We start from the raw sequence: 11,820 nt of genomic DNA, 5'->3' as shown, positions 1-11,820 counted from the left end.
CGGCGATGATCTGGCTGGACACCCTCGTGCAGGGGATTCTGCTGGGCGGGCTCTATGCCCTATTTGCAGCGGGATTGAGCCTCGTCTTCGGCATCATGCGGCTGGTGAATCTCGCCCATGGCGACCTCATCATCCTTGCCGCCTATCTGGTTTTGATGGGCGTCACGCTGCTCGGCCTGTCGCCCTGGATCGCTGCCCTGGTCGCCATGCCGGCGATGTTCGCGCTCGGCTGGCTGCTGCAGGCCGCCGTGCTGAACCGCGTGCTGGGCAAGGACATCCTGCCGCCGCTTTTGGTCACCTTCGGCCTGTCGGTCGCCCTGCAGAACGGCCTGCTCGAGGCCTTCTCCGCCGACAGCCGCCGTATTCCGGTGGGCGCGTTGGAAGGGGCATCGCTCGATCTCGGGCTGGTCACGGTGGGGATCATGCCGCTGATGACCTTTGCCTCGGCGATCGTGATGATCATTGCCCTGAACGGGCTCTTTTACCACACCGCGCTCGGCCGTGCCTTCCGCGCCACCTCGGACGACGCCGTGACGGCGGGGCTGATGGGGATAGAACCGAAGCGGATTTTCGCGATCGCCACCGGGATCGCCATGGTCGTGGTGACGCTGGCGGCCCTCTATCTCGGCATGCGGGCAAACTTCGATCCTTCGATCGGGCCGGCGCGGCTGATCTATGCCTTCGAGGCGGTGATCATCGGCGGCCTCGGCAGCCTATGGGGAACGCTCGCGGGCGGGATCATCATCGGCGTGGCGCAGACGTTTGGTGCCGCGCTCAATCCGGAATGGCAGATCCTGGCCGGCCACATCGCCTTCCTGGCCGTGATGCTGCTCAAACCGCGCGGGCTTTTTCCGCGCGCAGTGGATTGAGGGGCGGCATGTATCGACTGACAACCCGCACCCGCGCCGGAACCGTAACCGCGATCACGGTGCCGATCGTCATCGTCGCCGCGCTCGCGCTGCCTGCCGTGGCCTCGCGGGGCGTCATACAGGATCTGTTCTTCATCCTCACCATGCTGACGCTGGCGCAGATATGGAACCTTCTGGCGGGCTATGGCGGCCTGGTCTCGGTGGGTCAGCAGGCCTTCGTCGGCATCGGCGCCTACGCGATGTTCGCCGGCGTGATCCTGCTTGGCTGGAATCCGGTCCTGGCGATCCCACTGGGGGGGCTTGCGGCGCTGGTGCTGGCGGTTCCGACGGCCTTCTTCGCATTCCGTTTGCAGGGCGCCTATTTCGCCATCGGCACCTGGGTAATCGCTGAAGTGACGCGCCTGCTGGTCGCGCAGTGGAAGGCGCTCGGCGGCGGCACCGGCACTTCGCTGCCGCGCGAGGCGACGAGCAGCATCCTGGGCACCGATGCGATCAGGGCGCTGTTCGGCGTCCGCGAGGCCGCGGCACGCGACGTCCTGGCCTACTGGCTGGCCTTGGCGCTGGTCGTGGCGGTGACCGGCGGCATCTATTGGCTGCTGCGCAATCGCCTCGGGCTGGCGCTGGCGGCGGTGCGCGACAATGTCGACGCGGCGCAATCGGTCGGCGTCGATACCGGCCGGCTCAGATGGGCGGTCTTTCTGATCGCCGCGGCCGCCACCGGGCTGATCGGCGCGCTGATCTTTCTGCAGACGGCCCGCATCTCGCCGGGAGCGGCCTTTGCCGTCACCGACTGGACCGCCAACGTCATCTTCATAGTCGTCATCGGCGGCATCGGCACCATCGAGGGGCCGATCCTCGGTGTGCTGGTCTTCTTTGCGCTGCGCTCGGCGTTGGCCGACTACGGCAGCTGGTACTTGATGACGCTCGGCCTCATCGCCGTCGTCGTAATGCTTTTTGCACCAAAGGGGCTGTGGGGCCTGATCGCGTCCCGCAAGGGCCTGCACCTGTTTCCGGTTCGCCGCAGGCTGACCGGTCCGAAGATCGAGGGAGGAATTTGATGGCGGATATCGAAACCGACGTGCTGATCGTCGGCACTGGCCCGGCCGGCTCGGCCACCGCCGCGCTGCTGTCCAGCTACGGCGTCGCCAACATGATCGTCAATCGCTATCGCTGGTTGTCGAACACGCCGCGTGCCCACATCACCAACCAGCGCACGATGGAAGTGCTGCGCGACCTTGGGCCGGAGGTAGAGGCCGAGGCCATGATGCACGCCTCCCCGCAGGAGCTGATGGGCGAGAACGTGTTCTGCGAAAGCCTGGCCGGCGAGGAGATCGGCCGCATGAAGAGCTGGGGCGTCCATCCGCTCTCCAAGGCCGAACATCTCCTGTCGTCTCCCTGCTTCATGAACGATCTGCCGCAGACCTTCATGGAGCCGATCCTGTTCAAGTCGGCCTGCGCCCGCGGCACGCAGGCCCGCATGAGCACGGAATATGTCAGCCATGTCCAGGATGCGGACGGCGTGACCACGACCTGCCACGATCGGCTGTCGGGCAAGGATTTCACCGTGCGGTCGAAGTTCCTCGTCGGCGCCGACGGCGGCAACTCGCTGGTGGCCGAGCATCTGGGCCTGCCGCTCGAGGGCAAGATGGGCGTTGGCGGCTCGATGAACATCCTGTTCAGGGCTGATCTCTCGAAATATGTCGCCCACCGGCCGAGCGTCCTCTACTGGGTCATGCAGCCCGGCGCCGACGTCGGCGGCATCGGCATGGGTCTCGTGCGCATGGTGCGGCCGTGGGACGAATGGCTGATCGTCTGGGGCTACGACATCAACCAGCCGCCGCCTGAAGTGACGCCGGAACTGGCCACCAGCGTCGCGCGTCAACTGGTCGGAGATCCCGCGCTCGAGATCGAGCTCCTGGGCGCCAACACCTGGACCGTGAACAACTGCTTCGCCACGCACATGCAGAAGGGGCGGGTGTTCATCATGGGCGATGCCGCGCACCGGCATCCGCCCTCGAACGGGCTCGGCTCGAACACATCGATCCAGGACGGGTTCAACCTCGCCTGGAAGCTTGCCAAGGTCGTCAAGGGGCAGGCGGGGGTCGGGCTTCTGGACAGCTTCTCGGCCGAGCGCGCACCGATCGCGCGCCAGATCGTGACACGGGCGAACCAGTCCATCGCCGAATTCGGACCGATCTTCGAGGCGCTCGGCATGGACGGCGGCGTGGATCACGACAAGATCCACAGGAACATGGAGGCTCGCGCCGATGCGACGCCCGTCGCCGAAGCGCAGCGCGAGGCGCTCCGCAAGGCCATCGCCTTCAAGAAGTACGAGTTCGACGCCCATGGCGTCGAGATGAACCAGCGCTATGCCTCCGGCGCGGTGGTGACCGACGGCCAGCGCGAGCCGCCTTTCGAGAAGGATCGCGAGCTGCATTATGCGCCGACAACGTGGCCCGGTGCGCGCTTGCCGCATGTCTGGGTCTTCGAGCGCTCCGGCAGGAAAGTCTCGACGCTCGATCTTTGCGGGCATGGCGAGTTCACGCTGTTGACCGGCATTGGCGGCGAGGCGTGGGTCGCAGCGGCGGAGACGGTGGGCGCGGAACTCGGTCTGCCGATCCGCAGCCATGTGATCGGCCCGCGTCGCGCGATCGAGGATCATACCGGCGACTGGGCCGGCGCGCGGGAGATCCGCGACAACGGCTGCCTGATCGTTCGTCCCGACCATCATGTTGCCTGGCGTTCCGAAACGCTGGCGGCCGATCCGGCGGCCGAACTGCGCCGGGTCTTCAAATCCGTTCTGGCGCGCTGAGGAGGATCGCATGATCGACGAACACGAATCCGGCTATTTCACCGAAGCGAACTCGGCCGAGGTCGTGGTGGCGCGGAACAGGAACGCCAAGGACGAGCGACTCAAAGAGGTGATGGAGGTCATCACCCGCAAGCTGCACGAGGCGGTGAAGGAGATCGAGCCGACACAGGAGGAATGGTTCGGCGCGATCATGTTCCTGACGCGGACAGGCCAGATCTGCAACGAGTGGCGGCAGGAATACATCCTGCTGTCGGATGTTCTCGGTGTCTCGATGCTGGTCGATGCGATCAACAACCGCAAGCCGTCGGGCGCCTCGGAATCGACGGTGCTGGGACCCTTCCACGTCGCCGATGCGCCCGAACTGCCGATGGGCTCGAACATCTGCCTCGACCAGAAGGGCGAGCCCATGTTCGTGCATGGCCGCATCCTCGATACCGAGGGCAAGCCGATCGCAGGCGCCAAGATCGACGTCTGGCAGGCCAATGACGAGGGCTTCTACGACGTGCAGCAGAAGGGCATCCAACCCGACTTCAACCTGCGCGGCGTCTTCCGCACCGGCGCGGACGGGCGCTACTGGTTCCGCGGCGTGAAGCCCAAATACTACCCGATCCCGGATGATGGCCCGGTCGGCAAGCTGCTGGGCGCCCTGGGGCGTCACCCCAATCGTCCGGCGCATCTCCACTACATCGTCGAGGCCGAGGGCTTCGAAGCGCTGACCACGCACATCTTCGACCCGGACGACCCGTACATCGATTCAGATGCCGTCTTCGGCGTGAAGAAGAGCCTGCTCGCCGAATTCCGCAAGATCGAGGACGCCGAAGCTGCCGCCAGGGTCGAGGTTGCGGCCCCGTTCTACGACGTGGAGTTCGATTTCGTGCTGTCGCACAAGGGAGGAAACTGATGGCCGCACTTGAAAAGATGTTCGATGTCAGAGGCAAGTCGGTGATCGTCACCGGGGGCGCCAGCGGCATCGGGCAGGCCTATGCCGAGATCATGGCCGAGCACGGGGCGAAGGTCTGTATCTTCGACCTGAACCCTGCCGGGCTTGACACGACCGTGGCCGCGATCAGGGCGGTGGGTGGCGATGTCTGGGGCCAGGTTGTCAATGTCGGCGACCGCGCGGCCATGGCCGCAGCCTTCGACAAGGTCGCCGGGAAGGCGGGCTCGATCGATGTCGTGTTCGCCAATGCCGGGATCGATGCCGGGCCGGGCTTCAACACCCCGACGGGCGAAAGGAACCCCGAGGGCGCCATCGAGAACCTGCCCGACGAGCACTGGGACAAGGTGATGGAGATCAACCTGACCTCGGTCTACACCACGATCAAGCATGCCGTCCGGCACATGAAGCCGAATGGCGGCGGCCAGATCATCGTCACGTCGTCCATTGCATCGCTGATCAACGAGAGCATCGTGGGCACGCCCTACATGCCCGCCAAGGCCGCGGTGAACCATCTCGTTCGCCACATGGCGATGGAGCTTGGCGCCTACAACATCCGCATCAATGCCATCCTGCCCGGACCGTTCATCACCAACATCGCCGGCGGCCGGCTGCGCAATCCGGCGGACCGCAAGGCCTTCGAGGCCCAGTCGCTGCTCGGTCGGATCGGCGACCCGGAAGAGATCAAGGGCCTGGCGCTTTATCTGGCGTCGCCGGCCGCGTCTTACGTCACGGGCTCGCTGATCGTAATCGATGGCGGCTCACTGCTGAGGATGACCTGAAGCCGCTTTGAACTGAGACCGGTCCCGTGGGCCGGAGAAACTTAACCCAGGGAGGAACCGACGATGAGCTACTACAACAGACTGGTGAAATCGGGCTTGCGGCCCAGCCGCCGAAGCGTCCTGAAGGGGATTGGAGCCGGCCTTGCCGCCAGCACGCTTGGCATGCCGGCCTATGTGCGCGCCGCGACGGCGGGAAAGATCAAGCTCGGCTATCTCAGCCCGACGACCGGACCGCTCGCCCTGTTTGGTGAAACGGATGGCTACACCTTGCAGAAGATCCGCGCCCTGCTCGGCGGCCAACTGCAATGCGCCGACGGCAATACCTACGAAATCGAGATTCTTGACCGCGACAGCCAGTCCAATCCGAACAAGGCATCGGAAATCGCCGGCAATCTGATCCTGAACGACGAGGTGCATCTGCTCGTGCCGGCCTCGACCACCGACACGATCCTGCCCGCGGCCGAGCAGGCCGAGCTTTATGAAACGCCCTGCATTTCCTCGGGCGCTCCCTGGCAAGCGGTGATCATGCCGCGCGGCGGCGGCAAGCAGACCTTCGACTGGACCTATCATTTCTTCTGGGGCCTCGACGAGGCGTTGAACACCTTCGTCGGGCTCTGGAACCATCTGGAGACCAACAAGAAGGTCGGGATGCTGTTCCCCCAGAACATCGACGGCGAGACCTGGGGCAACGACGAATATGGCTTGCCAGCGCCGACCCGCAAGGCCGGCTACGAGGTCGTGGTGCCCGGCTATTTCCAGCCCCGCACCAATGATTTTTCCGCACAGATAGCCGAGTTCAAGAAGCAGGGCTGCGAGATCATCGGCGGCATTACCTATCCCGACGATCTGAAGACCTTCGTCACCCAGTGCAACCAGCAGGGCTTCAAGCCGAAGGCGGTCACGGTGGCGGCGGCGCTCTTGTTCCCGGGTGGCGTCGAGGCCATGGGTCCTCTAGGCAACGGCATGTCCTCGGAGGTCTGGTGGACCCCGGCCTTCCCGTTCAAGTCGTCGCTGACCGGCCAGGTCAGCAGCGACATCGCCAGCCAATGGGAAGCCGATACGAAGCGCCAGTGGACGCAGCCGCTGGGCTATTCGCATGCCTTGCTCGAGGTCGCCCTCGACATACTGAAGCGCTCTTCCAATCCGCTCGACCGTGCGGCCAATCGTGACGCTCTGGTCGCTACCGATCTGCAGACGCTGGTCGGTCATATCAAGTTCGACGGCTCACCCCACAAGAACATCTGCAAGACGCCGATCTTCGGCGGCCAGTGGGTGAAGGGCGAGAAATGGCCTTATGACCTGAAGATCGTCGACAACACTGTCAATCAGCTCTTCGCGCCGCAGCAGGCTATCCAGCCGATCGCCTGGTGACATGAGCGGGAACGCGGGCAGAGTTATGGGTAGGGAAATCCTGCTGAAAGCGCACGGCGTGTCGAAGTCCTTCGGCGCTGTCCGCGTCCTGCATGAGGTGAGCTTCGACGTGCATCGGGGCGAGGTGCTGGGCATCCTCGGCCCGAATGGGGCGGGCAAAACGACGCTGTTCAACATGATCAGCGGCGATTTGAAGACGTCCGGCGGCGAGATCCAGCTCGGCGACACCGCGCTTCGCGGCGAGCCGCCCTTCCGGCGCTGCCAGATGGGGATCGGGCGGACCTATCAGATCCCGCGTCCCTATTCCGGCATGACCACCTTCGAAAACCTGCTGGTCGCCGCCGCTTTCGGCGGCGGCCGGTCCGAGAAGCAGAGCTATGCTTTCTGCGCCCAGGTCCTGCGCGATTGCGAGCTCTCCGACAAGGCCAATGTCTCGGCCGGCGCGCTCACTCTGCTCGATCGCAAGCGGCTGGAGCTGGCGCGCGCGCTGGCGTCGGATCCGAAGCTGCTGCTGTTGGACGAGATCGCGGGCGGGCTGACCGACGATGAATCGAAGGCGCTGGTGGCGCTGGTGCGCCGCATACGCGACCGCGGCATCACCATTGTGTGGATCGAGCATGTGCTGCACGCGCTGCTGGCGGTGGCCGACCGGCTGTTGGTGCTGAACTTCGGCGAGAAGATCGCCGAAGGCGTGCCAGCCGAAGTGATTGCGCTGCCCGAGGTCCAGCGCGTCTACATGGGGATCGAGGCATGACGGCCGTTCTTTCCACCCACGGCCTGTTGGCCCGCTATGGCGATTTCCAGGCGCTCTACGGCGTCGACATCGAGCTGCACCAGGGTGAGGCCGTGGCCTTGATCGGCGCTAACGGGGCAGGAAAATCCACACTCCTGCGTTCGATCATGGGCTTGCTCCCGGTTGCGCGCGAGATGGTGCTGCTGCACGGCGAGGCCGTTGGCGGCACCACCACCGACCGCATGGTCCAGAAGGGTGTCGCCATCGTGCCGGAGGGCCGTCGGCTCTTCACCGGCATGTCGGTCGAGGACAATCTGCGCGTCGCCATCGACCAGGCCGCGCGCATGGGCGCTAAGGGCGGATGGACGTTGCCGCGGTTGCACCTGCTGTTCCCGATCCTAAAGGAGAAGGCCCGCACGCAGGTCCAGAGCCTCTCGGGCGGACAGCAACAGATGGTGGCGATCGGCCGCGCGCTGCTCTGCCAGCCGCGCGTGCTGCTCTGCGACGAGATCAGCCTTGGTCTTGCGCCGAAGGTGATCCGCGAGATCTATGCCGCCTTGCCCGAAATCCGCGCCACCGGAACGGCGATGATCGTGGTCGAGCAGGATGTCGGCCTCGCCCGAACCGCTACGGACCGCCTCTACTGCATGCTGGAGGGGCGCGTGACCCTGACCGGCAGGTCCGCCGAGATCACGCGTGAGCAGATCGGCAAAGCCTATTTTGGAGCAGGCCATGGAGTGGTTTGACGCCTTGGTGCAGGGAGTCCTGCTGGGCGGCATGTATGCCCAGTATGCGCTCGGCATGGCGCTGATGTTCGGCGTCATGCGGATCGTCAACATCAGCCATGGCGATCTGGTGATCCTTTTGTCGCTGATAGGCATTTCGATAGCCACGGCCTGGGGTCTGGGACCGCTGCCTGTGCTGATCTTACTGGTGCCGCTCGCGGTGCTGATGGGCTGGGTGCTGCAGAAGGCCGTGCTGAACCGCGTGGTGGGCAGCGATCCGCTGCCCTCGCTGATCGCCACCTTCGGACTTTCGATCGCGCTGCAGAACCTGATGCTGCAGATATGGTCCGCGAACAGCCGATCGTTGCCCGGCCATGGAATAGAGAGTCAATCCATCGAGATCGGCGGTATCTATGTCGGCCTCCTGCCGCTGATCGTGCTGGCCGTCGCCACGGGGTTGACAGGAGGCCTCGACCTGACGCTGAAGCGCACGCGCTTTGGCCGGGCGCTCCGCGCCGCGTCGGCCGATGTCGAGGCAGCGGCGATGACCGGCATCAATCCGCGCGCCGTCTATGCTATGGCGACAGCGGCAGCGGTCGGCATCCTCGGCTTTGCAGCCGTCTTCCAGGCGTTGCGGTCGACCGTCGCGCCGGCCGACGGACCTGCCCAGCTGATCTACGCCTTCGAAGCGGTGATCATCGGCGGCATGGGGACGGTATGGGGCGCCTTCGCCGGCTCGATGGTCCTCGGCATCTCGCAGGCCATCGGCTTCCGCATCGATCCGGGCTTCGGCGTGCTCGCCGGACATATCGTCTTCCTGATCGTGCTGGCGACCCGCCCGCAGGGCCTGTTCGGAAAGGCATTGTCATGAGTGCGATCCCCTATGTGGCAACCGAGGTGCCTGAGGTCCTGGTCCAGCGCCAGACCCGGTCCGGTCGCATCGCGATGACGCTGGCTGTGCTGGCGCTGATCGGTGTCGCCGCCATGCCATGGTGGGCCTCGACCGGCACGATCCGGTCGATTCTGGTGCTGTGCTGCTACATCGCCGTCGCTCAGATGTGGAACCTGCTCGCCGGCTATGCCGGCCTCGTCTCGGTGGGTCAGCATGCCTTCATGGGAGCGGCCGGCTATGCGCTCTTCGTGTTGGCCCAGACTTACGGCATCAATCCGTTTGTGGCGGTCTTCCTTTCGCTGCTGGTGCCGGCCGCGCTGGCCGTGCCGATCTACCTGCTGCTGCATCGCCTGGATGGCCCCTATTTTTCGATCGGCACATGGGTGGTGGCCGAGGTCTTCCGGCTGACCGCCTCGAACCTGCCGCTCGTCAATTCCGGCGCGGGCATGTCGCTTCGCGTGATGAAGGACTATTCGGCCTTCGAGCGGAATGTCGCCATGTCGCTGCTCTGCGCGGGGATGCTGCTCGTCACGCTGGGCGGCAGCTACTGGCTGCTTCGCTCGCGCTTCGGCCTTGCGCTGATCGCCATGCGCGACAATCCGGTCGCGGCCGCAAGCCAGGGCGTGAATGTCGTCAAGCTGCGCTTCCTGATCTACGTCGCGTCGGCGGTCGGCTGCGGTCTTGCCGGGGCGATCTATTTCATGGCGCAGCTCCGCATCACCCCGGGTTCGGCCTTCGATCCGATGTGGGCCAACGTCGCGATCTTCATCGTCATGGTCGGCGGAATCGGCTCCATCGAGGGCGTTCTGATCGGATCCCTGATTTTCTTCATCGCGGACCGCTGGTTCGGCGAATACGGCGCGACTTATTTCGTTGTCCTCGGCCTGATGACGCTTCTGGTCGCGCTCTACGCCCGGACGGGCATCTGGGGCCTGATCTCGAAACGGTGGGATGCACCATGGTTCCCGATCCGACGCAAGCTCGTCGACCCGAACCGCTGACGAGGAGGATTCATGAAAGCCGCCATCTTCGATAGGGTCGGCGTCCCGCTGCGGATCGGCACGGTGCCGGACCCGACGCCGGCACCGGGCGAGGTCGTCTTGCGTGTCGCCGCCTGCGGCATCTGCGGCAGCGATCTGCATATCACCGAGGACCCCGTGCCTTTCGGCATCGAGGCAGGCTTCGTGCTCGGCCATGAATTCTCTGGGGACATCGTCGCGGTCGGATCGGAGGCAACAGGCCTTCGGATCGGTGACCGTGTCGCCGTCGCGCCGATGCGCGGTTGCGGACACTGCGAAGCCTGCGAGCGCGGCGATCCGGCGCGCTGTCGCGAGATGGAGCTGATCGGCGGCGGCTATGCGCAATACGCGACCGTGGCCGCACGCCAGTGTCATATCCTGCCCGGCGATGTGGCGCTCGAGGATGGTGCGTTGGCCGAGCCACTGTCGGTCGCTCTGCATTGCATCGTCCGCTCGGGCATGAAGCCGGGGGATCGGGTCGCCATCCTGGGCGCTGGGCCGATCGGACTGCTCGTCGCCTTCTGGGCGCGGCGGATGGGGGCGTCGCGTGTCGTGGTGGCCGACATCCACGGCCATCAGCGCGAGCGTGCGCTTGCTCTCGGCGCGACCGGCTTCGCGCTTTCGGGCGAAAAGCTGACCGAAAACCTCGCCGATCTCTGTGGCGGAGCGCCAGACATTGTCTTCGAATGCGTCGGCAAGCGCGGCCTCATCGGCGCGGCGGTCGAAGCGGTGCGGCTGCAGGGCACGGTGGTTGGCGTCGGCTTGTGTATCGGCGGCGACGAATGGGATCCGTTCATTGCGCTGACCAAGGAAGTGAACCTGCTGTTCTCGGTCTTCTTCCATCAGCACAACGAATTCGGCGTCGCCCTCGATGCGCTGCGCGGCGGACCTTTCGCACCGCAAGCTCTGGTCACCGACCGGATCGACCTCTCGCCAGTTCCGCAGATATTCGAGAGCCTTCGCCGCCGCACCACGCAATGCAAAGTGCTGATCCAGCCGGACCTTGTTTGAGGCCGCACCTGTTTGAGGAGAGTGAAAATGGCCGTTCAATTCGAAACCCTCGAATACGATATCGGCGGCACGGAAACGGTGGTGAAGGCCATCGGTAGAGGCAAGCCCGTGCTGTTCCTGCACGGCGCCTCGACGCTTGAAGGCTTCGACTTCGCGGAGGGCCTCGCCGACCGCTTCCGCGTGCTCTGCCCGAGCCATCCGGGCTTCGGCTTTTCTGGCCCGGCGCCGCATGTCGCTGCGATGTCCGACATGGTTCTGCACTACCTGAACCTGCTCGATGTTCTGAACCTGCCGGAGAAGCCTCATCTCATCGGCTTTTCCATGGGCGGCTGGATGGCGACCGAGCTCGCCGGCCTTGCGCGGGAGCGTTTCGACAAGGTGGTGCTGATCGCGCCGGCAGGGCTCAACCCCGCGCATCCGGCCACCGATCTGGGCGCGGTCGCGCCGCAGGAGCTGCCGGCCTATCTGGCGCATGACGTCTCGGTGGCGCTGCGCTATTTCCCGGACGGCTCAGACCCCGCCTTTGCCGAGGCCTTCGGCGCCGACCGCGTCCGCGAAGGCGACACGCTCGGCCGGCTACTGATGCCATTCGGCATGGGCCATCCGAACCTGCGGCGCTTCCTGGCGCGCATCACCAACCCGACGCTGGTCGTCTGGGGCACCAAGGAC

At 65.2% G+C, this 11,820-nt stretch carries 12 protein-coding genes; all 12 read left to right on the top strand.

The features are described from left to right. Positions 1-5 precede the first annotated feature (5 nt). Positions 6-869, top strand: coding sequence for a branched-chain amino acid ABC transporter permease (locus tag EN906_RS00060; RefSeq protein WP_127266435.1), 864 nt, complete (start codon positions 6-8; stop codon positions 867-869). 8 nt (positions 870-877) lie between these two features. After that, the gene (locus tag EN906_RS00055) at positions 878-1,927 is read left to right on the top strand and encodes a branched-chain amino acid ABC transporter permease (protein WP_127266434.1); all 1,050 of its coding nucleotides are present in this window, start codon (positions 878-880) and stop codon (positions 1,925-1,927) included. After that, the gene (locus tag EN906_RS00050) at positions 1,927-3,681 is read left to right on the top strand and encodes an FAD-dependent monooxygenase (protein WP_127266433.1); all 1,755 of its coding nucleotides are present in this window, start codon (positions 1,927-1,929) and stop codon (positions 3,679-3,681) included. The genes EN906_RS00055 and EN906_RS00050 overlap by 1 nt, the downstream gene beginning before the upstream one ends. A 10-nt stretch (positions 3,682-3,691) precedes the next feature. Further along, entirely contained in the window at positions 3,692-4,582 is an 891-nt protein-coding gene (locus tag EN906_RS00045; RefSeq protein ID WP_127266432.1) for an intradiol ring-cleavage dioxygenase, read from the top strand. Next, the gene (locus tag EN906_RS00040) at positions 4,582-5,400 is read left to right on the top strand and encodes an SDR family NAD(P)-dependent oxidoreductase (protein WP_127266431.1); all 819 of its coding nucleotides are present in this window, start codon (positions 4,582-4,584) and stop codon (positions 5,398-5,400) included. The genes EN906_RS00045 and EN906_RS00040 overlap by 1 nt, the downstream gene beginning before the upstream one ends. A 63-nt stretch (positions 5,401-5,463) precedes the next feature. Continuing rightward, complete coding sequence (locus EN906_RS00035; protein ID WP_127266430.1) at positions 5,464-6,771, top strand: ABC transporter substrate-binding protein; 1,308 nt, start codon at positions 5,464-5,466, stop codon at positions 6,769-6,771. A gap of 25 nt (positions 6,772-6,796) precedes the next feature. Then, positions 6,797-7,525 (top strand): ABC transporter ATP-binding protein, encoded by a 729-nt coding sequence (locus tag EN906_RS00030; protein WP_127266429.1) that lies wholly within the window; start codon positions 6,797-6,799, stop codon positions 7,523-7,525. Then, the gene (locus EN906_RS00025) at positions 7,522-8,250 is read left to right on the top strand and encodes an ABC transporter ATP-binding protein (RefSeq protein WP_127266428.1); all 729 of its coding nucleotides are present in this window, start codon (positions 7,522-7,524) and stop codon (positions 8,248-8,250) included. Before EN906_RS00030 ends, EN906_RS00025 begins: the two co-directional genes overlap by 4 nt. Continuing rightward, positions 8,237-9,100: a branched-chain amino acid ABC transporter permease gene (locus EN906_RS00020; RefSeq protein ID WP_127266427.1), complete on the top strand. Its 864-nt coding sequence runs from the start codon at positions 8,237-8,239 to the stop codon at positions 9,098-9,100. Before EN906_RS00025 ends, EN906_RS00020 begins: the two co-directional genes overlap by 14 nt. Further along, entirely contained in the window at positions 9,097-10,122 is a 1,026-nt protein-coding gene (locus tag EN906_RS00015) for a branched-chain amino acid ABC transporter permease (protein WP_127266426.1), read from the top strand. The genes EN906_RS00020 and EN906_RS00015 overlap by 4 nt, the downstream gene beginning before the upstream one ends. Positions 10,123-10,134: 12 nt before the next feature. Continuing rightward, on the top strand, positions 10,135-11,151 hold the full coding sequence (locus tag EN906_RS00010; protein WP_127266425.1) for an alcohol dehydrogenase catalytic domain-containing protein: 1,017 nt from the start codon (positions 10,135-10,137) through the stop codon (positions 11,149-11,151). A 27-nt stretch (positions 11,152-11,178) separates the two neighbouring features. After that, the coding region (locus tag EN906_RS00005; protein ID WP_127375042.1) for an alpha/beta fold hydrolase at positions 11,179-11,820 on the top strand (642 nt) is incomplete at its 3' end.

Origin of the sequence: Mesorhizobium sp. M7A.F.Ca.CA.004.06.1.1 (genome assembly GCF_003999135.1) — a bacterium.
Classification (GTDB): Bacteria; Pseudomonadota; Alphaproteobacteria; order Rhizobiales; family Rhizobiaceae; genus Mesorhizobium.
This window is presented reverse-complemented; position numbering and strand designations above follow the sequence as displayed.